The 19,060-nt window shown below is 72.9% G+C and carries 18 protein-coding genes; 9 read left to right on the top strand and 9 right to left on the bottom strand.

The annotated features are described in order from the left end of the window. Nucleotides 1–106 precede the first annotated feature (106 nt). On the top strand, nt 107–1,534 hold the full coding sequence (locus ABZ865_RS22705; RefSeq protein WP_361233054.1) for a cytosine permease: 1,428 nt from the start codon (nt 107–109) through the stop codon (nt 1,532–1,534). A 79-nt stretch (nt 1,535–1,613) separates the two neighbouring features. Here the strand turns inward: ABZ865_RS22705 and ABZ865_RS22710 are convergent, their stop codons facing one another. Both ABZ865_RS22710 and ABZ865_RS22715 read right to left on the bottom strand, forming a co-directional pair. Then, a complete protein-coding gene (locus ABZ865_RS22710) occupies nt 1,614–2,483 on the bottom strand; it encodes a CAP domain-containing protein (protein ID WP_361233057.1) in 870 nt (289 codons plus the stop codon). Nucleotides 2,484–2,952: 469 nt separating this feature from the next. Continuing rightward, nucleotides 2,953–3,804 carry a helix-turn-helix transcriptional regulator gene (locus ABZ865_RS22715; protein WP_361233060.1) on the bottom strand — a complete coding sequence of 284 codons (852 nt, stop codon included), beginning with the start codon at nt 3,802–3,804 and terminating at the stop codon, nt 2,953–2,955. A gap of 87 nt (nt 3,805–3,891) precedes the next feature. Here ABZ865_RS22715 and ABZ865_RS22720 point away from each other — a divergent pair, with 87 nt between their 5' ends. Together ABZ865_RS22720 and ABZ865_RS22725 are read left to right on the top strand one after the other, a co-directional pair. Next, entirely contained in the window at nt 3,892–4,704 is an 813-nt protein-coding gene (locus ABZ865_RS22720) for a glucose 1-dehydrogenase (protein ID WP_361233063.1), read from the top strand. Nucleotides 4,705–4,958: 254 nt separating this feature from the next. Continuing rightward, nucleotides 4,959–6,077 (top strand): MFS transporter, encoded by a 1,119-nt coding sequence (locus tag ABZ865_RS22725; RefSeq protein ID WP_361233641.1) that lies wholly within the window; start codon nt 4,959–4,961, stop codon nt 6,075–6,077. Between the two features lie 53 nt (nt 6,078–6,130). Here the strand turns inward: ABZ865_RS22725 and ABZ865_RS22730 are convergent, their stop codons facing one another. After that, on the bottom strand, nt 6,131–6,418 hold the full coding sequence (locus ABZ865_RS22730; RefSeq protein ID WP_361233644.1) for a DUF1905 domain-containing protein: 288 nt from the start codon (nt 6,416–6,418) through the stop codon (nt 6,131–6,133). Between the two features lie 171 nt (nt 6,419–6,589). Continuing rightward, a complete protein-coding gene (locus ABZ865_RS22735) occupies nt 6,590–7,240 on the bottom strand; it encodes an NAD(P)H-dependent oxidoreductase (RefSeq protein ID WP_361233066.1) in 651 nt (216 codons plus the stop codon). A gap of 117 nt (nt 7,241–7,357) precedes the next feature. Here ABZ865_RS22735 and ABZ865_RS22740 point away from each other — a divergent pair, with 117 nt between their 5' ends. Continuing rightward, the gene (locus ABZ865_RS22740) at nt 7,358–7,720 is read left to right on the top strand and encodes a helix-turn-helix domain-containing protein (RefSeq protein WP_361233069.1); all 363 of its coding nucleotides are present in this window, start codon (nt 7,358–7,360) and stop codon (nt 7,718–7,720) included. A gap of 64 nt (nt 7,721–7,784) precedes the next feature. On the opposite strand, the gene ABZ865_RS22745 is transcribed toward ABZ865_RS22740, so the two are convergent. After that, on the bottom strand, nt 7,785–8,483 hold the full coding sequence (locus tag ABZ865_RS22745; protein ID WP_361233072.1) for a hypothetical protein: 699 nt from the start codon (nt 8,481–8,483) through the stop codon (nt 7,785–7,787). Between the two features lie 19 nt (nt 8,484–8,502). Next, nucleotides 8,503–9,267, bottom strand: coding sequence for a DUF2071 domain-containing protein (locus ABZ865_RS22750; protein ID WP_361233076.1), 765 nt, complete (start codon nt 9,265–9,267; stop codon nt 8,503–8,505). A gap of 292 nt (nt 9,268–9,559) precedes the next feature. On the opposite strand from ABZ865_RS22750, the gene ABZ865_RS22755 reads away from it, so the two are divergent. After that, a complete protein-coding gene (locus ABZ865_RS22755; protein ID WP_361233079.1) occupies nt 9,560–10,927 on the top strand; it encodes a tannase/feruloyl esterase family alpha/beta hydrolase in 1,368 nt (455 codons plus the stop codon). A gap of 32 nt (nt 10,928–10,959) precedes the next feature. On the opposite strand, the gene ABZ865_RS22760 is transcribed toward ABZ865_RS22755, so the two are convergent. Both ABZ865_RS22760 and ABZ865_RS22765 read right to left on the bottom strand, forming a co-directional pair. Further along, nucleotides 10,960–12,576: a glycerol-3-phosphate dehydrogenase/oxidase gene (locus ABZ865_RS22760; RefSeq protein ID WP_361233082.1), complete on the bottom strand. Its 1,617-nt coding sequence runs from the start codon at nt 12,574–12,576 to the stop codon at nt 10,960–10,962. After that, on the bottom strand, nt 12,573–13,172 hold the full coding sequence (locus ABZ865_RS22765) for a TetR/AcrR family transcriptional regulator (RefSeq protein WP_361233085.1): 600 nt from the start codon (nt 13,170–13,172) through the stop codon (nt 12,573–12,575). The genes ABZ865_RS22760 and ABZ865_RS22765 overlap by 4 nt, the downstream gene beginning before the upstream one ends. 86 nt (nt 13,173–13,258) lie before the next feature. Between ABZ865_RS22765 and ABZ865_RS22770 the strand changes: the two genes are divergently transcribed. Both ABZ865_RS22770 and ABZ865_RS22775 read left to right on the top strand, forming a co-directional pair. Beyond that, nucleotides 13,259–14,851, top strand: coding sequence for an FAD-binding oxidoreductase (locus ABZ865_RS22770; RefSeq protein ID WP_361233088.1), 1,593 nt, complete (start codon nt 13,259–13,261; stop codon nt 14,849–14,851). 160 nt (nt 14,852–15,011) lie between these two features. Beyond that, a complete protein-coding gene (locus ABZ865_RS22775) occupies nt 15,012–15,893 on the top strand; it encodes a diacylglycerol kinase family protein (protein WP_361233092.1) in 882 nt (293 codons plus the stop codon). A gap of 114 nt (nt 15,894–16,007) precedes the next feature. On the opposite strand, the gene ABZ865_RS22780 is transcribed toward ABZ865_RS22775, so the two are convergent. Further along, the gene (locus tag ABZ865_RS22780; RefSeq protein ID WP_361233095.1) at nt 16,008–16,445 is read right to left on the bottom strand and encodes an ATP-binding protein; all 438 of its coding nucleotides are present in this window, start codon (nt 16,443–16,445) and stop codon (nt 16,008–16,010) included. Between the two features lie 226 nt (nt 16,446–16,671). Here ABZ865_RS22780 and ABZ865_RS22785 point away from each other — a divergent pair, with 226 nt between their 5' ends. Together ABZ865_RS22785 and glpK are read left to right on the top strand one after the other, a co-directional pair. Then, a complete protein-coding gene (locus ABZ865_RS22785) occupies nt 16,672–17,439 on the top strand; it encodes an IclR family transcriptional regulator (protein WP_361233098.1) in 768 nt (255 codons plus the stop codon). 44 nt (nt 17,440–17,483) lie between these two features. Continuing rightward, entirely contained in the window at nt 17,484–18,998 is a 1,515-nt protein-coding gene (glpK, locus tag ABZ865_RS22790; protein ID WP_361233101.1) for a glycerol kinase GlpK, read from the top strand. Nucleotides 18,999–19,060 lie beyond the last annotated feature (62 nt).

The following is a 19,060-nucleotide window of genomic DNA, read 5'->3' on the forward strand; positions in this document are numbered from 1 at the left end:
AGCCGAACGCGCCTCATCGGAGGGGACGCGGGGAGAATGTGACCAGAGAGACGGACCTGCTCCGGGAGGCGTCATGGGCACATCAGCGGAACCTGGGGAGCCCAGGGTGTCGGGCCTGGAGGTCAGGTCCATCGACTACGTCCCGCTGAACGAGCGGCACGGCAAGCTCTGGCACCTGGGGCCCCTCTGGTTCATGTCGAACGCCCAGATCGCCACCCTCGCCGTGGGGCTGATCAGCATCACCGAGGGCGGCAACCTCATCTGGTCGCTCCTCGCGATCGTGGCCGGGACCGTCATCGGCACCTTCTTCATGGCGTTCCACTCGGCCCAGGGACCGCAGCTCGGACTGCCGCAGATGATCCAGTCGCGGCCCCAGTTCGGCTACGTCGGTGCCCTGCTGGTGTGGCTCTTCGCCTACGTCCAGTACGCGGGATTCAACGTCTTCAACACCATCCTCACGGCCGACGCCCTGCACACCACGGTGCACGGCAGCGTCAAGCTGTGGGTGGTCCTGGTCACCGTGGTCGCGCTCGTCATCGCCCTGGTGGGCTACGACATCATCCACAAGGCCGAGCGCATCCTGACGTACACGTTCCTCGTCGTCTTCGGGATCTTCACCGTCGGCGTCCTGGTCAACCTGCACTATCCGGCGGGCTCGTTCGACCTCGGCGGCTTCAAGTGGACGCCGTTCCTCGCCCAGTTCGGTGTGGTCGCGGGCTACCAGATCAGCTGGGCCATCTACGTCTCCGACTACTCGCGCTATCTCCCGCCCGACGTGACGGTCCGCAAGACCTTCTACTGGACCTACTTCGGCTCCGCGCTCGGCGGCATCTGGCTGATGGTCCTCGGATCGCTGCTCGCGGCCTGGGCCGGCAAGGACTTCGAGACGATCGCGTCGATCAACGCCGCCGGTGACAAGGTGTTCGACGGATTCGGCGCGGTCGTGCTCCTCTTCGCCGCGCTGGGCCTGATCTCCGTCACCGCGCTGAACATGTACGGCGGTTCACTGACCCTCATCAGCGCCATCGACTCGTTCAAACGGGTACGGCCCACGCTCGGCGTGCGGACGCTGACCATCGGGCTCACGGCGGCGCTCTCCCTGGTCGGCGCGCTGGCCGCCACCTCCGACTTCCTGCAGAACTTCAACAACTTCCTGCTGCTGGTGCTCTACCTGTTCATCCCGTGGACCGCGGTGAACCTCATGGACTACTACGTCGTGCGCCGCGGGCACTACGCCGTCGCCGAGATCTTCAACCCGCACGGGATTTACGGGCGCTGGGGCTGGCACGGGATCATCTCGTACCTGGTCGGCTTCGCCGTCATGATCCCGTTCTTCTCCGTCGGGACCCTGTACGTCGGCCCCGCCGCCGAGGCGCTCGGCGGAGCCGACATTTCCCTGTTCATCGGGCTGCCGGTCTCCGCCCTGCTCTACTGGTGGCTGACCCGCTCGATCGACGTGGAGGCCGAGACCCGCGTGGCCGAGGCGGAGGCCGAGGCACTGGAGCGGGCGGCCCACGAACACCGGGAGCCCTGACGCGGGCACCGCGGGAGTTCGCCGGGGACCGCCCGCGCCGGGGGCGCCTGCAGGGTCCTGCCCGGGCAACCGCCTTGTTCTAGCGGGCGGTTCCGAAGTCCTGCGTCCAGTAGCTGCCCGGCTGGGCGAGGCCGACGCCGATCTCCTTGAACGAGCAGTTGAGGATGTTGGCCCGGTGGCCCGCGCTGGTCATCCAGCCCTCCATGACCTGCTCCGGGGTGGAGTAGCCGTACGCGACGTTCTCGCCGTAGGCGCTCCAGTTGTAGCCGGCGCTGGTGATCCGGTCGCCGGGGGAGGAGCCGTCGGACCCGGTGTGCGACATGTTCTGGTGGGCCGCCATGTCGGCGCTGTGCGCCTGCGCGGCCTTCGTGAGGGTCGCGTTCAGTGTCAGGGCCGAGCAGCCGACCTTGCTGCGCTCGGCGTTGACGAGCTGCACGATGCGGGCGACGGTCCCGGACGCCGTGGCCGTGGCCTTCGGGGCGCTCGGCGTGGCGGTGGCCTTCGGTGCGCTCGGCGCCGCGGGGGCCGGGGTGGGAGCGCTGGGAGCGGTGGTCCTCGGCGTGCTGGGAGCGCTGGGGGCCGCGGTGGTCGTGTGCGGGCGCTTGTGGTGCTTGTGCTTGTGGTGCTTGTGCGGGTGCTTGTGGTGCTTGTGCTTGTGCGGGTGCTGGGTGTGCTGCGGGACGCTCGGGGGAGCGGTCGGGGTCCCCGGCGCCGACGGCGTGGCCGCGTCGGCCTCGGTGCCCCACCAGGCCTGGTTCCAGTGGGACGCGGGGCTGGCGTCGTACCACTCCTGCGGGCTCACCGGCTGCCCCGCCGCCGTGGCCGGGGGTTCCGTGCCGATCCCCCAGTCGGTGCTGGCCATGGCGGCGGACGGTATGCCCACGGCGCTCACGGCTACTGCGGCGATGACCATCCGCCGGTAGTGCTGCTTCTTGCGGTGCTTACCCATGCGTGACCTCACTCGGTAGTCGCCGAGCGCCCCTTCTGCGGCTGCCCCTGCGCGCACTCCGCCGCCTGCTGGGCTGCGGAGCCCTCCTGCGGTGGTCATTCTTAGGACGCCTTCACAGCGAGTGCAAAGGGCGCTTCGTACTACCTCTGCTCGTAGACCGGAGTGCCCCTTGCGCAGGGAGAGAGGGCGTGCTGCCCCGTCACGCGACCTCTTCGTCCGCACCTGTCACACCGTCAGAAGCCGTCAGAATTTGCAAAAGCGAGCGAAATTGCCGGGCGAGTGGAATGCCGTCGCGTCCGGCGCGAGTCGCGCCGGCGCCAAGACGGACAAATCCCATTTGTCGGCAGAGGGTCACCTACTATCCGGCACCCTTGATCGAAGTTCCCGTGTGACGGATGTCACGGAACCAAAGGCCGATAAAGCCTGTCCGGACGTACTTCGGCCCTGGGGTCCGGCCCGGCGGGACGGCTCAGCGGGGCACATCCATGCGCTGCGTGCCCACGACCGACAGCAGGCGCAGCGCCTCCTCGGACCGTGAACCGGGAGTGGCGGTGTAGATCACGAGGTGCTGGTCCCGGTCGGTGATGTGGAGGGCGTCGCAGTTGACCGTCACCGGGCCGACCAGCGGGTGCTGGAAGGTCTTGCACAGGGTGGGCTCGGCGGACACGTCGTGGGAAGCCCACAGGCGGGTGAACTCCTCACTGCCGGCGAGGAGTTCACCCACCAGCTCCGCCACCTCGGGGTCGTCGAGATAGCGGGCGGCCGTCGCGCGCAGACCCTGTGCCGAGACGCGGGCGAAGTCCTCCGCGTCGGACACCCCGTACAACCGGCGCCCCTCGGGGTGCGGCCCGAGGAAGGCCCGCCGCACCAGGTTGCGCTCGCGCCGAGGTACGGCCGAGAAGTCCTCCATGAGGGCGGCCGCCAGATCGTTCCAGGCGAGCACCTCGTACGTCGCGGACGTCACCATCGCGGCGGCCTGCGGGAGCCGCTCCAGCAGGTCGAGGATGCTCTGCCGTACCTCGCGCGAGGGCCCGGGCGGCGGCCCCGGCGGTGCGCCGGCAAGGTGGTGGAGATGATCGCGCTCGGCGTCCGACAGACGCAGGGCCCGGGCCAGCCCGGCCAGCACCTCCCGCGACGGCCGCGGGCCACGGGCCTGCTCCAGCCGCGTGTAGTACTCCGTCGAGATGAACGCCAGCTGGGCCACCTCCTCGCGGCGCAGCCCCGGGGTGCGGCGGCGCGGACCGGCGGGCAGTCCCACGTCGGCGGGGGCGATCCGCTCGCGCCTGCTGCGCAGGAACGCCGCCAGTTCTCGTCTGTCCACACGTCCAGTCTGCTCGGGGCCCGCGCGGCGGATCCAGGTATCGCCGGTGCCTGGATGAGCCCCCGGGACCGGCGCAGGCTCGCTGCCATGAACGACACACCCACACCTCGCACCGAGACCGCCACCCCCGCCTCCGCCCCCCTGGGTCTGCTGGCCGGCAAGGTCGCCTTCATCACCGGAGCCGGACGCGGCATCGGCGCCGCCGCGGCACGGCTGTTCGCCCGGGAGGGCGCCCGGGTGCTGCTCGCGGCGCGCACCGAGGCACAGCTGAAGGCCGTCACCGAGGAGATCCGGGCGGCGGGCGGAACCGCGGACTTCGTCGTGTGCGACCTGGCCGACGCGGCCAGTGTGCGCGCCGCCGTGGACCGTACCGTCGCCCTCTACGGCCGCCTCGACGTCGCCTTCAACAACGGCGCGACCATCCAGCGGCCCGGCCCGCTGGACCAGCTTCCGGAGGCCGACTTCGACCACGTCTACGCCGTGAACCTCAAGGGACAGTGGCTGGCCATGGCCGCCGAGGTCGCCGCCATCCGCGCCACCGCCGGGACCGGGGCCATCGTCAACAACTCGTCCGTCGGCAGCCTGCGGGGCAACCCCGAGCTGCCCGTCTACGGCGCGATGAAACGGGCCCTCAACAGCCTCACCGAGTCGGCCGCCCTCACCTACGGCTCGGAGGGCATCCGCGTCAACGCGATCGCCCCCGGCCACACGGCGACCGAGATGATCCGCGCCTGGGAGGCGGAATCGCCCGGCCTCGTCGAACGGCTCACGGCGCTCACCCCGCTGCGCCGCGCCGCCGACCCCGAGGAGATCGCCCAGGCCGCCGCCTGGCTCCTGAGCGACCGAGCCTCCTTCGTGACCGGCACGGTCCTGCGAGTCGACGGCGGCGCCCGGGCCTGAGTGGGGGGGTGATGCGGGGCGGGGCTGTCCGGCGCGGGCCTGAGCAGGATGCGGGGCTGTCCGCTGCGGGCCTGAGCAGGATGAGGGGCCGCCCGGCCCGGGCCTTGTGCGGCGCGGCGAAGCTCCGGCTTGCCGCGCCGCACCGCGCGGGTGCCCGCGTGCCATGGTGGAGTGTGATCGACACCGACGCCGAGTCTCGTCGGCAAGGCCGCCGGCCGGGCTACAAGGCCGCGGCGGCCGTCTTCGCCGTAGGGATGATGGGCACCACGCTGCCCACGCCGCTGTACGGGCTGTACCGGCAGGAGATCGGATTCTCCGAGCTGATCGTGACCGTGGTGTTCGCGGTCTACGCCGTGGGGGTCATCACCGCCCTGCTGGTCGCCGGTGGCGCCTCCGACGTCCTGGGCCGGCGCCCGGTGCTGACGGGCGCGCTGGTGCTGGCCGCGCTCAGCGCGGTCTGCTTCCTGGCCGAGGGCGGACTGCCGCTGCTGTACACGGGGCGGGTGCTGTCGGGGTTCTCGGCGGGGCTGCTGAGCGGCACGGGCACGGCGGCCGTGCTCGACCTGGCGCCGCCCGACAAACGAGGCCGCGCCGCCCTCGCCGCCACCGCGGCCAACATGGGCGGCCTCGGACTCGGCCCGCTCCTGTCCGGCCTCCTCGCCGAGTACGCGCCCTGGCCGCTGGCCCTGCCCTTCCTGGCCCATCTGGCGCTCGTCGTCATCGCCCTGGTCGTCACCTGGCTCCTGCCGGAGACCGTGCACCACTCGGGCCCACGCCCTTCGTTGCGCCCCCAGGGCATGACGGTCCCGTCGCAGGTGCGCGGGGTGTTCGCACCCTGCGCGCTGGCCGCATTCGCGGGCTTCTCGCTGCTCGGCCTCTTCACGGCCGTGGCCCCCGCGTTCCTCTCGCAGACGCTGGGGGAGCACAACCTCGCCGTCATCGGTGCCGTCGTCTTCTGCGTGTTCTGCGCCTCGACCGCCGGCCAGTTGCTCATGGGGCGGCTGGGCGCGCACACCGCCCTCCCGTGGGGCTGCGCCGTGCTCGTCGCCGGCCTCATCCTCGTCGGGGCCTCGCTGGCGGCGACGGCCTTCCCGGTGCTGCTGGTCGGTGCGGTGACGGGAGGCATGGGTCAGGGCATGGCGTTCCGGGCCGGGCTCACCCTGGTGGGTTCGGCGGCCCCCGAGGAGCATCGCGGCGCCACCATCTCGGCCTTCTTCGTCATCGCCTACCTGGGCATCTCGCTCCCCGTCGTCGGGGTCGGCGCCCTGGCGGTGACGCTGGGCGTACGCGACGCCGGCCTGGTGTTCACGGCCTGCGCGATCCTGCTCGTCGCGGCCGTGGGCGTCCAGGTGCGACGGAACCCGCCCCGATGACGGTGCCCGCCCCACCCGCTGACCGCCCCAGGCCCATCCAATGACCGGCCCGGCTAGAGACGGACCGTCATCTCCACGCTCACCTCGTCGCCCGCCGAGAGGCTCTGCGGGGCGCGCACCGCGCTCTTCAGCGGCAGCAGATAGGCGCCGTCCTTCGGGAAGAGCGAGGTGCTGAAGGCGACCTCACCGATCCGGGCCTCGACGGGGATCACTCCCCAGCCGTAGCTGGCCATCGCGGCCACCTCACGGATGTCGGCCGACTCCTGCTCGGGCACGGGGACGAAGTAGTACGGCGCCGGGCCGCGCCACTCGATCACCTCACCGGCGAAGGCAAACTCCACCATCTCAGCTCCGTCCCCCCGGTCCGGTCGGCCAACTCCCGCGCATGCGGCCCAGGATAGGGCTGCCGCGCCCGGCCGCCCCGGCGAGCCCCCGCCTCGATGCCCGCCCGCGGGCGCCGAGCCCGATCCGCCGTCCGCGGTCGGGTTCGGCGCCGCCGGCTTCCGCCGCCGCTACGCGGCGAGGCGCTCCGCCAGGGCCTTCGCCTTGGTGGCCGCCTCCTGGAGGGCGCGCTCACGGGACGCCTCGAAGAGGGGCACGAGCTCGGCCATGGCCGGGTTGTGCGGAGCCATGGTCAGTTCCGGAACGATGAAGTCGACGTCGAGGCCGAGGAAGTCGGCGAGGACCGCGTTCAGGTAGTTCTGGACGTACTCGTAGGACTCGCGCGGGGTGCCCGGCGCGTAGGAGCCGCCGCGGCTCGCCACGACGGTGACCGGGGTGCCCTTGGCGGAGGGGGTCTCGCCCGCCGTACGGCCGAACAGGATCACGTTGTCCAGCCACGCCTTGAGGGTCGACGGAATCGTGAAGTTGTACATCGGGGCGCCGATGAGGACCGCGTCCGCCTGCTCCAGCTCCTCGATCAGCCGCACGCGGTCGGCGAAGGCGGCCGCCTGCTCGGGCGTGTGGGCGGCCGGGTCGGCGAAGCCGGCGGTGTGGGCGGCGGCGTTGATGTGCGGGACGGGGTCCACGGCGAGGTCCCGGTAGACCACCGTGCCGCCGGGGTGCTGCTCCTGCCAGGCCGTGCGGAAGGCGTCGGTCACGGCGCGGGACGCGGACGCCTCACCAGGGAGGAGGGACGAGTCGATGTGCAGGAGGGTGGCCATGCGTGTCTCCAAGGAAAGGAGCCCGCGGAGAGCGGGCTGAGGTTTCGTACCTAGCTATGTCTAACACAGGTACTTACTTTTTTTCATCCCCCTACGACGGGGTAGTACCCTGGTCCCATGGCGGCGGTGGAGCGGACGCACGACGCGTCGGAGTGCAAGCGTGTGGACGACGGCATCACGCGCGTCTTCCAGGTGCTCGGAAAGCGCTGGAACGGCCCGATCCTGGCCGTGTTGCAGGGGGAGCCGACGTACTTCGCCGATCTGCGCCGGGCCATCCCGGGCATCAGCGAGCGCATGCTCTCCGACCGGCTCGCCGAACTCGGCGCCGCCGGACTCGTGGTGCGCGAGGTCGACGAGGGGCCGCCGCTGCGGGTCTCGTATCGACTGACCGCGCAGGGAGCCGCGCTGGAGCCCGCGCTCAGGGAACTCGGCGCGTGGGCGAAGGAGCATCTGCCGGACGCACCGCCCTGCGCGGGCTAGCGACGGCCTTTGCAGGGCGTGCCGCACCGGCGAGACTCGCCACCCGGGTCAACGGCCCCGTGGGTCAGTCCAGTTGACGGCCGGCCGAGCGGCGTGCCGGATCCGGTGCTCGTACCGTGGTGGTGACCCGGACGAGACAGGGCGTGCGCGGTGTCGAGCCGAAGCCGAAGTGCACCGGCGGTTCGACGGGGGCCAGTGAGCCGAGGTCCCGTCCCTCGAACCTGGCGGTCGCGGCGGTGACCGGACGCAGGTCGTGGGCGCCGTACCACTCGTGCCGGCCGGCGCCCGCGGTGCCACAGGTGTGGACACCGAGCAGCAGACGGGCGGCGGGGCCTGTGAGGGTCGCGTAGGACGGGCGCGCGCAGACCGGACCCGGGACGGCTCGGAGCAGCACGCCCAGCGCGCCCCGCCGACCGACGGTGAAGGTCAGGTCCAGCAGGGCGCCGGCCACGACGGTCCAGTGGTTCCCGGCGACGCCCACCCGTACGGGCACGACGCGCACCTCGTCGAAGCCGTACGTCCCGGCGATGAAGCCGGCCGTTCGACGGGTCGGGGCCAGGAGAAGCCGGTGGCCGTCGGCGCGTTCCAGCATGACGTCGCTGAAGGGGCCGAACGGCGAGCGGGCCCAGTGGCCCAGGACCAGGCGCGTGCGGGAGGTCGTACCGAGGCCCGCGATCCATCCGTCGAAACGGAGGGAGACGGGCCGCCGCTCGGGGGCGCCTCGTCCCAGGTCGCGGGTGCCATGGGACCGGGCCGTGCGCATCGCGCTCATCCGATCCCGGTCATCGTGGTCGTCCGGGTGCGCGTCCGTGCCCGCCGTGCGGCCCCTCGGCGCGCGGCGCGCCGCCCGCCGCGTGGTCGTGGGCGGGCTGCGACGGCCGGGAGGCCCCCAGGCGTACCCGGTGGACCCCGTCGCAGAAGTGCACCAGGGGCTCGGTGCCGGGCGGGGGCAGCCCCACCGCGCGGGTGAGCGTCTCTTCGAGAGCCTCGACGCGGGCGCTGCGCAGCGGGAAGGGCATGTGCTCCACGGGGGTCTCCCAGATGACCCCGAGCCGCTTGGTGAAGGCGCGCCAGCGCGAGGTCAGCCACACGTCCCGGTGGGCGGGGGCGATCGGATCGCCGGGGCGGACCGTCAGGCGGTACGTGGATCCGGTGCGCCGCCGGGAACCGGTGTACGTCACGACGCCGTCGCGCTGCGACACGCTCAGCCGTCCGAGGTGGTACGGAGCGCCCACCGCGCAGGCGGCGAGCATCGCCGAACAGCCCGCCTCCAGGGACAGGAACCACAGTCCGTCGCGCCCGCCCCGTCGCCGCACGTAGGTGCGCAGATTGGTCTGCGGGAAGGGGGGCAGGCCGGGCACGGCCGCCGGGAGCACGGACGGGCGCAGGTCCGCCATGACGAACGCCGTGAGGCTCACCCACGCGGCATCGTCGTACGTGTCCACGACCAGGCCGTCCGGTACCAGCCGCTGCACCAGCTCCGCCGGGTAGGGCCAGTGGACGAACGTCTGGGTCAGCCAGCCGGCGCGCAGCGCGGGGAGGTACACGCGCCGCTCCGGCCCGTACGAGACCACGCGCACCGAATGCCCCGGTGCCGGACCGTGAAACGCCGTGAGGGTGGGCACCGGGCCCGACGGCGACATGTGTGCGGCACACCCACTGCCTCCGCCGCCACAGTGTGCGTTCGCTCCGTGGCCGGACCGGCGCGGTGGGCCAACGATGTACGCCCAGCGCGTCCGCACGCGCGCCGCGCCTGCATCCCGCAGCCCCGTAGCCCCGTAGCCCTGCAGTCCCATCCCCTCGTACCCGTACCCCTCGCACCCGGGAGGCCCCGTACCGATGCGCCCCAGCCGACGCAGCACCCTCTTCTCCGCCGCCGTGCTCGCCGCGGCGGCGCTCACGCCAACGACCTCGGCCCGCGCCGACGACGTACGCGCCAACAACGCCGGCACCGGCCGGCGCCGCGTCAGGGTTCCCGGCGCCGAACGGCAGGAGTTCTCCCGGCACGACGACCTGACCACGAGCGCCCTCATCGGCACGCCCTACACCGACGCGGCGGACTGGGCCGGTCTCGCCGCCAAGGACACCCAGAACCCCTCGGGCGTGCCCGGCGTCCAGATCGACGGCTATTTCCCGGGCTCCTCGCGCCTCAACACCCTGCACGGCTGGAACCACGACGCCCAGTTCGTCATCCGGCTGCCCGACAGCTGGAACGGCAAGCTGGTCGTCACCGGCGCCCCCGGCGTCCGCAAGCAGTACTCGATGGACGAGCTCGTCTCCGACTGGGTGCTGGCCCAGGGCTACGCGTACGCCTGCACGGACAAGGGCAACACCGGACCCGACTTCTACACCGACGGCGAGCGTCCCGGCGACGCCCTCGTCGAGTGGAACCGGCGCACGACCCAGCTCACCCTGGCGGCGAAGGCGGTCGTCGCGCGGTACTACGGCCACGCCCCGCGCCGCACGTACATGACGGGCATCTCCAACAGCGGCTATCTCACCCGCTGGCAGCTGGAGAACCATCCCGAGCTGTACGACGGCGGCGTCGACTGGGAGGGCGCGCTGTGGCGGCCCGAGGGCCCGAACCTGCTGACCTTCCTGCCCACCGCGGTCGCCCGCCAGCTCGGGCGGGCCGGTGACGCGGACATGTACGCGGCCGGGTTCGCCCGCGGCTCGGAGTTCCTGTGGCCGTACCACGAGAAGGTGTACTGGGGCCTGACCCAGAAGATCTACCGTGCCGAGTTCGACCCCGGCTACGACCCGGCCTGCCCCGGTGCGTCGGCGGGGACGACGGCCGAGCAGATCCTCGCCCCCTGCCCCTCCGACGCCGCCTACGACTACGCCGCGCGCCCCGGCACGGTTCGTGACGCCGTCGCACGGGTCTCGCTGACCGGCCGCATCGGCAAACCCATGATCACCCTGCACGGCACGCTGGACGCGCTGCTGCCGATCAGCGTCCAGTCCGACGTCTACGCGCGCATGGTGGCCGCCCGGGGCCGGTCCCGGCTGCACCGGTACTACCGGATCGAGGGCGGCAACCACGTCGACAGCCTCTACGACGCCTTCCCGGACCGGCTCCAGCCGATCCTGCCCCACTACCGCGCCGCGTTCACCGCGCTGACGGCGTGGGTGGAGCGTCACGAGGAACCTCCGGCGAGCCGGACCGTCCCTCGCCCGGCGTCCGGCGGCCCGGCCGAGACTAAGTAGTGCAGTGCGTCGACTGAGTGCAGGGCTTCGGCTCAGTGCAGGGCTTCCGCACCCCGCGTCAACGCGTCCCGCGCCGCGTCGAGCGCCTTGGCCCGGTCCTCGGGGACGAGGCCGATGCGCGTACGGCGGTCCAGGAGGTCGGACGGGTCGAGGGCGCCTTCGTGCAGGGCGGCCCAGAGGAGCTCGGCGCGGGTGACGGGGTGTCCCGGCAGGACCGGTTCGGCGAGGGCCGGATCCCGTTCGGCCAGGGCGTGGACGGCCGGGGCCTCGGTGCCGTGACGACGGACCAGGCGGCCCGGCGCGCGCAGGGCGCGGAGGCGGTCCGGGGCGGCGGCGCCGACGAGGGGCAGGGCGGCGGTGGGGGAGGGGCCCGCGGGCAGCCGGTGGGCCTCGATCGCGGCGTCGACCGCGTCCTCGGCCATCCTGCGATACGTGGTCAGCTTGCCGCCGACCACGGTGATCACTCCCTCGGCCGAGGTGAGCACCGCGTGCCGGCGTGAGATGTCGGAGGTGCGTTCCTCAGTGCCGCCGCCACGGCCGTCGGGGCCGTCGTGGTCCGAGGTGTCCAGCAGGGGGCGCAGTCCGGCGAAGGCGCCGTCGACCTCGTCGCGGCGTACCGGCGTGTCGAGCACAGAACCGAGTACGTCCAGCAGGAAGCCGATGTCCGTCTCCGGCACCTCCGGCTCGTCCGGGATGTCGCCCTCGACGGGCTCGTCGGTGAGTCCGACGTAGGTCCGGCCGTCGCCCTGGGGCAGGACCAGGGCGAAGCGGTTGGTCTCGCCGGGGATCGGGATGTGCAGGCCCGCCGGCAGCGCGCCGAGCCGTTCCGAGCGCAGGACCAGATGGGTGCCGCGGGAGGGGCGGATGCGGATGCCGTCGACGAGGCCGCCGGCCCACACGCCGGTGGCGTTGACGACGGCCCGGGCCCTGATCTCCCCTTCCTCGCCGGTGAGTTCGTCGCGGATCCGGGCGCCGGTCGCGGTGAGTTCCAGCACCCTGACCCGGGTAAGCACCCGGGCGCCGCGGGCGGCGGCGGTGCGGGCGAGGGCGGTGACCAGCAGGGCGTCGTCGGTCACCTTGCCGTCCCAGGACAGCAGACCGCCGCGCAGGCCGGCCGCGCGGACCGAGGGCGCGAGGTGCCGGGCCTCGGTCGCCGACAGCCGGCGGGGCGCGGGCAGCACCTGGCGGGGGGTGCGGGCGGCGAGCCGCAGCATGTCGCCGGCCCGGAACCCGGCCCAGGCGAGGGAGGCCTGGCCCCGGGACACCAGCGGGGTCAGCGGCAGCACGAAGGGCTGCGCGGCCACCAGGTGCGGGGCGGTGCGGGTCATCAGCACGCCGCGTTCGACCGCGCTCTCGTGCGCGACGTCGAACTGCGCGGAGGCCAGGTAGCGCAGCCCGCCGTGGATGAGCTTGGAGCTCCAGCGGGAGGTGCCGAAGGCGAGGTCGTGGGCGTCGACCGCGACGACGTCGAGCCCGCGGGCGGCGGCGTCCAGGGCGGCGCCCGCCCCCGTGGCGCCGAGCCCGACGACCAGGACGTCGGCCACCCTGCCGTCGGCCGCCGCGGCCAGGTCGCGGATGCGCCGGCCGGCGCTGAGGGACGAGCCGGGTGCTGCCCCGGTGTGCTCGTCCCGGTTGCTGGTGGGGCTCATGGCGTGAGGGTCCTCTCCAGAAGGGTGCGCAGTTCGCCGAGCAGCGCGTCGGCGTCGAGCTCGGGGTCGTCCTCGTCGGTCATGGTGCGCAGCGACAGGGCGAAGGACTGCACCGTCAGCAGCAGGGCGCGGGCCTGCCGGTCGGCGTGGCCGGCGCGCACCGACCCGTCGGCGTGGCCCTCGCGCAGCCCCTCGGCCAGCAGGGCGAGCAGGGCTTCCTGGCTGGCGCCGCGCCGGTCGAGGACGTAGGGCAGGAGCAGTTCGGGGTCGACGTCGACGATCTTGCGGAAGAGGGGGTGGGCGCGGAACGCCCGCACCCCCGCGACCAGGCCCTCCACGATCCGCGTGCGCGCGGTCATGCCGTCCGTGTCCTCGGGCATGGCCCCGGTGGCCACGTCGAGCCACTCGCGGGTCATCAGGTCGCCCACCAGGGAGCGCAGATCGGGCCAGCGCCGGTACAGCGTCATCCGGGAGACGCCGGCGCGGCGGGCCACGTCGGCGAGCGTGGTGCGGCGGACGCCGACGGCCAGGACGCAGTCGCGCACCGCGTCGAGCACGGTGTCACTGTCCGAACGGTTGTGACGAATAGGCGTCATGTGTCACAGTGTAACGCCCCGGGGGCCGGGCGGGCGATGGCGCCGCACGAAACCGAGCGAACCGACCGTGTGAGGACGACCGTTCAATGGACATGCTGTGGAACGGCTGGGGCGACCCGGCCAAGGCGGCACCGCTGCCCGACGCGGTGACGGGCCTGCTGCGCGACCTGCTCGGCGTCAAGCCGCGCGGCGCCGAGCCGCTCGCCCTCACGGACATCCCCGTGCCCGGGACCACCGCCGCCCCCGCGGCGCTGGACGCCCTCGCCGACGCCGTCGGCGGCGCGGACCACGTCCGCACGGACGCGGAGAGCCGGATCCGGCACACCCGCGGCAAGTCCACCCCCGACCTGCTGCGCATCCGCGCCGGCGACACGGCGGACGTCCCGCAGGCCGTGGTCCTGCCCGCCTCCCACGACGAGGTGCTCGCCGTGCTGCGCGCCTGTGCCGCGCACCGGCTGGCCGTCGTCCCCTTCGGCGGCGGCACCAGCGTCGTGGGCGGCCTCGCCCCCGAGCGGCGCGACTTCGTCGCCCTCGACCTGCGGCGCATGAACGGCCTGCTCGACCTCGACCCGGTCTCCCGCACCGCCGTCCTGCAGCCGGGCCTGCGCGCCCCGGAGGCCGAAGCCCTGCTCGCCGAGCACGGGTTCACGCTCGGACACTTCCCGCAGTCCTTCGAGTGGGCCACCATCGGCGGCTTCGCCGCCGCCCGCTCCAGCGGCCAGGCCTCCGCCGGATACGGGCGCTTCGACGAGATGGTCCTCGGCCTCACCCTCGCCACCCCCGAGGGGACCGTCGAAACGGGCCGCGCCCCGCGCTCGGCCGCCGGACCCGACCTGCGCCAGCTGATCCTCGGCTCCGAGGGCGCCTTCGGCGTCATCACCTCCGTGACCGTACGCATCCGCCCGCTGCCCGAGCGGCGCGTCTACGAGGGCTGGCGGTTCGCCTCCTTCGAGGCGGGGGCCGCCGCGCTGCGCCGGCTCGCCCAGGACGGGCCCCGGCCCACGGTCCTCCGGCTGTCCGACGAGACCGAGACCCTCATCGGCCTGGCCCAGCCCGACGCGATCGGCGCCGGACTGGACCAGAGCGACGCCGGATGCATGGCGATCACCGGGTACGAGGGCACCGCCGAGGAGACCGAGCGGCGCCGCGAGCAGGCGGCCGCCGTCCTGCGGGACTGCGGCGGCACCCTCGTCGGGGCCGAACCGGGCGAGCGCTGGGCCCACGGCCGCTACTCCGCCCCCTACCTGCGTGACGCCCTGCTGGACGTGGGAGCCTTCGCCGAGACCCTGGAGACGGCGACCTTCTGGTCCCGCGTCCCGGACCTGTACACCGCCGTGCGCACCGCGCTCACCGACACGCTGACCGCGGCCGGCACCCCGCCGCTGGTGATGTGCCACATCTCCCACGTGTACGAGAACGGCGCCTCCCTGTACTTCACCGTGGTCAGCGCCCAGGGCGACGACCCGGTCGCGCACTGGACGCCCGCCAAGCACGCGGCCAACGAGGCCGTCCTCGCCGCCGGCGGCACCATCTCCCACCACCACGGGGTGGGCACCGACCACCGCGACTGGTACGTCCGCGAAGCAGGGCCCCTCGCCGTCGAGGCGCTCCGCGCGGTCAAGCGCCGGCTCGACCCCGAGGGCCTGCTCAACCCGGGCGTCCTGCTGCCCACGGATTGACCGTACGCTTCCCGCACACCGAGTGGTCCGCCGGCCGGCCCGTGGCCCTGGTCCGGCCGGCCGATCACTCCTCCCGTCGTCCGTACTCCTCGTCCGTCCTTCTCGCCCGTCCTTCCTTCCCATCCGTCTCCCGACCCGTCAGCGCCCCGGAGGCACACCGATGCGACAATTCACCGCCATCGTCAACCCCACCGCGGGCGGCTCCACCGGGGCGTCGACGCTGCTCCAGGTGGCCCGGCTGCTCCGCGAGCCCGGCGCCACCCTGGAGACCGAGTACAGCCACAGCCTCGCCCACGCCCAGGAACTCGCCCTCCGGGCCGGGGAGAGCGGCCGGGTGGTGCTGGCGGTCGGCGGGGACGGCATGGCCGGCGGCATCGGCGGGGCGCTCAGCGGCACCGGCGCCGTCCTCGGCCTGGTCCCCGCCGGCCGCGGCAACGACTTCGCCCGCGCACTGGAACTGCCCCACGACCCCGAGGCCCTGGCCGGCATCCTGCTGCACGCCGAACCCCGGCGCGTCGACACCATCGAGGTGGAATCGGCCGTCCACCGGCGCACGGTCGTCCTGGGCAGCGTCTACGCCGGCGTCGACGCCCTGGCCAACCGGTACGCGAACCAGGCCCGCCTGCTGCGCGGCTCCGCGTCCTACTACGCGGGCGGACTGCGCGCGGTCACCGGCTGGCGGGCGGCGGACTACCGGGTCACCGTCGACGGCGAGGAGCACACGCATCGCGGCTACACCGTCGTGGCCGCCAATTCCCCCTACTACGGCTCGGGCCGGATCATCGCGCCCAGCGCCAAGGTCGACGACGGGCTCCTCGACATCGTCATGATCCGCGAGGCGCCGCGCCGCCTCTTCTTCACCCTCATGAACGAGCTGAAGACCGGCGCCCACGTGCACCGGCCCGAGGTCCGCGTCCTCCAGGGCCGCGAAATCCGCATCGAAGCGTCCCGCCCGGTTCCCTACGGTGCCGACGGCGAGGTCGAGGCCACGCTCCCGGTGACGGCCCGGGTCCGCCCGGGCGACCTCGCCGTACTGTGCTGAGGCCGTGCTGAGGCCGTCAATCCGCCGAGGCCGTACGCGTCCTCTCTGCCGAGGCCGTACGCGCCTTCTCTGCCGAAGCCGTACGTGCCGTTTCTGCGGAGGCCGTACGCGGCCTCACGGTGTCGCTCCCAGGGCGACGAGGTCGGCCCAGCGGGTGATGCCGCCGGGGCGGACGCGTATGCCGTGACGGGTGGCCAGGGCGTGGACGATCTCCACGCCGCGGCCGTGCTCGTCGGGGTCGATGCCCGAGGGGCAGTGGCCGGCCGCGAGCGCGGGGCCCGCGTCGGTGACCTCCACCCGCAGGGTGCCGAGCCCGCCCTCCCGGACCCAGGACAGCCGCAGCAGGGCCGGGGGCAGGGCGTGGACGATCGCGTTGGTGAGCAGTTCCGACACCACCAGCAGCGCGTCATCGACGATGTCCGCGCACACCTCCCAGTCGGCGAGGATCCGGCCGACTTGCCGGCGTGCGGCCGGGACCGCCCCGGCAACGGGAGGCACCGAGCACACGTGTTCGCATGCCTCCCGGACCGGCGTGTTCAGCTGTACCGCCATCTTGTCTCCATGGGGTGAGCCCGCCCTCCAGGGTTTCCAGAGGGCGACCCTGCAGGTCAGGCGCTGGGCCTCCGGCACATTGCCGGAACCTGGGAGCACGTTAAAGAGACGAATCGGAACGGTCAATGAAGCCGGGTCGGCATTGCCGAACGCCCGAGCTCCCGCCGCATCCCGTGTGCGCCATGCACGCCAAGCGAAGCGGCTGCGGCGGTAATAGGCTCGCCATATGGCAGGCCCAGTCCAGTCCATCGAACGGGCGGCGGCGATTCTGCGCCTGCTCGCCGGGGGCCCCCGCAGACTGGGGCTCGGCGAGGTGGCGGCCTCACTCGGGCTGGCCAAGGGAACCGCCCACGGCATTCTGCGCACGCTCCAGCACGTGGATTTCGTGGAGCAGGACGCGGCGACCGGAAAGTACCAGCTCGGAGCCGCTCTCCTGCACCTCGGCACCAGCTACCTGGACGTCAACGAGCTGCGGTCGCGTTCGATCAACTGGGCCGACGCCCTGGCCGCCCGCAGCGGGGAAGCGGTGCGCCTCGGCACGCCCCTGGAGGGCAAGGTCCTCGTGGTCCACCACGTCTTCCGCCCGGACGACTCCCTGCAGACCCTGGACGTGGGCTCGCTGCTGCCCCTGCACGCCTCCTCGCTGGGCAAGATCCTGCTGGCCTTCGGGACCGCGCCGCTGGAGCCGGTCCTGGAGTCGGGGATGGAGGCCTACACCCGGCACACCCTGGTCACCCCGGACGACCTGGCCCGGGCGCTCGCCGAGGTCCGGGACCGGGGCTGGGCCGCCGAGATCCAGGAGATGAGCATGGGCGAGGCCGGGCTGGCCGCGCCGATCCGCGGGCACGGCGGACTCGTCGTCGGCGCCATCGGGCTGTCCGGCCCGGTCGAGCGGATCTGTGACAGCCAGGGCCAGCCCCGGGCGAATCTGCTCACCCTGCTCCGCGAGGCCGCTCGGGCGATCTCCAGAGACCTGGGTGCCGCGCGCTGGTAGACCTCACCGCTCCCTCCGCAACCGACCGGAAGGCAGACCTGATCATGGTTGAACGGTATGTGATGTCCATCGATCAGGGCACCAATTCCACCCGTTGCATTCTCTTCGACCACCGGGGACGGCTGGTGACGGTCGCCCAGCGGGAGCACCAGCAGTATTTTCCCAAGCCAGGATGGGTCGAGCACGACGCCATCGAGATATGGAACAACCTGCAACGCGTCGTACCCGAGGCGCTGACCGCCGGCGAGGTCGCCGCCGAGCAGGTCGCCGCCATCGGCATCGCCAACCAGCGGGAGACCACGGTCCTCTGGGACCGGCACACGGGCGCCCCGGTCGCCCGGGCGATCGTCTGGCAGGACACCCGTACCGGCCCGCTCGTCGAGGACCTCGGACACGATCCCGGAGCGGAGTTCTTCGTGGAGCGGTGCGGCCTGGCGCCCTCGACCTACTTCTCGGCGCTGCGCATCCGCTGGCTGTTCGACAACGTGAAGGGCCTGGAGGAGCGCGCGAAGGACGGCGACGTGCTGTTCGGGACGATCGAGAGCTGGCTGATCTGGAATCTCACCGGCGGCGCCGACGGCGGCCTGCACCTGACCGACCCCACCAACGCCAGCCGCACCATGCTGATGAACATCCGCACCCTCACCTGGGACGACGAGCTGCTGGCCTGCTTCGGCGTCCCCCGGCCGATGCTCCCCGAGATCAGATCCTCCGCCGAGATCTACGGCGACGCCCGCTCCCTCGTCCCCGGCGTCCGCATCTCCGCCGCCCTGGGCGACCAGCAGGCCGCCCTCTTCGGCCAGACCTGCTTCTCCCCGGGCGAGGCGAAGTGCACCTACGGGACGGGCAGCTTCCTGGTGCTCAACACCGGCACCGATCTGGTCCGGTCCCGGCACGGGCTCCTGACGACCGTCGCCTACCGGATCGGGGACCAGCCGCCCGTCTACGCCCTGGAAGGGCCGATCGCCGTCACCGGCTCCCTGGTCCAGTGGTTCCGCGACCGGCTGGGGCTGATCAGCAGCGCGCCGGAGATCGAGACACTCGCCCGGACGGTCGAGGACAACGGCGGCTGCTACATCGTCCCCGCCTTCTCCGGCCTGTTCGCCCCCCGCTGGCGCAGCGACGCGCGGGGCGTCATCGTCGGCCTCACCTCGTACATCACGAAGGGACACCTGGCCCGGGCCGTCCTGGAGGCCACCGGCTGGCAGACCCGGGAGGTCGTCGACGCGATGAACGCCGACTCCTCGGTGCCGCTGCGGGAGCTGAAGGTCGACGGCGGCATGACGGCGAACAACCTGCTCATGCAGTTCGTCGCCGACGTGCTCGACGTCCCCGTCGTACGGCCCATGGTCGCCGAGACGGTCTCCCTCGGCGCCGCCTACGCCGCCGGACTCGCCGCCGGCTACTGGCCGGACCTTGAGGTCCTGCGCCGCAACTGGCACCGGGCCGCCCAGTGGCTGCCCGACATGGACCCGCAGTTGCGGGAGGCGGAGTACGAGGACTGGCAGCAGGCCGTCGAACGGTCACTGGGCTGGGTCCGCACGCCTCGCTCTCCCTGAGTGGGCGGGTCCATCGGCAAGAGCGGTGGTCGGGGTGGTCCGGCCACTGGTGGGGTGGCCGG

This window comes from Streptomyces sp. NPDC047085 (genome assembly GCF_040643735.1).
Lineage (GTDB): Bacteria > Actinomycetota > Actinomycetes > Streptomycetales > Streptomycetaceae > Streptomyces.

Bases quoted from the DNA above. Each gene is read 5' to 3' on its own strand.
- ABZ865_RS22710 (WP_361233057.1), bottom strand. From the start codon at position 2,483: ATGGGTAAGCACCGCAAGAAGCAGCACTACCGGCGGATGGTCATCGCC.
- ABZ865_RS22720 (WP_361233063.1), top strand. From the start codon at position 3,892: ATGAACGACACACCCACACCTCGCACCGAGACCGCCACCCCCGCCTCC.
- ABZ865_RS22725 (WP_361233641.1), top strand. From the start codon at position 4,959: ATGATGGGCACCACGCTGCCCACGCCGCTGTACGGGCTGTACCGGCAG.
- ABZ865_RS22735 (WP_361233066.1), bottom strand. From the start codon at position 7,240: ATGGCCACCCTCCTGCACATCGACTCGTCCCTCCTCCCTGGTGAGGCG.
- ABZ865_RS22740 (WP_361233069.1), top strand. From the start codon at position 7,358: ATGGCGGCGGTGGAGCGGACGCACGACGCGTCGGAGTGCAAGCGTGTG.
- ABZ865_RS22745 (WP_361233072.1), bottom strand. From the start codon at position 8,483: ATGCGCACGGCCCGGTCCCATGGCACCCGCGACCTGGGACGAGGCGCC.
- ABZ865_RS22755 (WP_361233079.1), top strand. From the start codon at position 9,560: ATGCGCCCCAGCCGACGCAGCACCCTCTTCTCCGCCGCCGTGCTCGCC.
- ABZ865_RS22760 (WP_361233082.1), bottom strand. From the start codon at position 12,576: ATGAGCCCCACCAGCAACCGGGACGAGCACACCGGGGCAGCACCCGGC.
- ABZ865_RS22765 (WP_361233085.1), bottom strand. From the start codon at position 13,172: ATGACGCCTATTCGTCACAACCGTTCGGACAGTGACACCGTGCTCGAC.
- ABZ865_RS22770 (WP_361233088.1), top strand. From the start codon at position 13,259: ATGGACATGCTGTGGAACGGCTGGGGCGACCCGGCCAAGGCGGCACCG.
- ABZ865_RS22775 (WP_361233092.1), top strand. From the start codon at position 15,012: ATGCGACAATTCACCGCCATCGTCAACCCCACCGCGGGCGGCTCCACC.
- ABZ865_RS22780 (WP_361233095.1), bottom strand. From the start codon at position 16,445: ATGGCGGTACAGCTGAACACGCCGGTCCGGGAGGCATGCGAACACGTG.
- ABZ865_RS22785 (WP_361233098.1), top strand. From the start codon at position 16,672: ATGGCAGGCCCAGTCCAGTCCATCGAACGGGCGGCGGCGATTCTGCGC.
- glpK (WP_361233101.1), top strand. From the start codon at position 17,484: ATGGTTGAACGGTATGTGATGTCCATCGATCAGGGCACCAATTCCACC.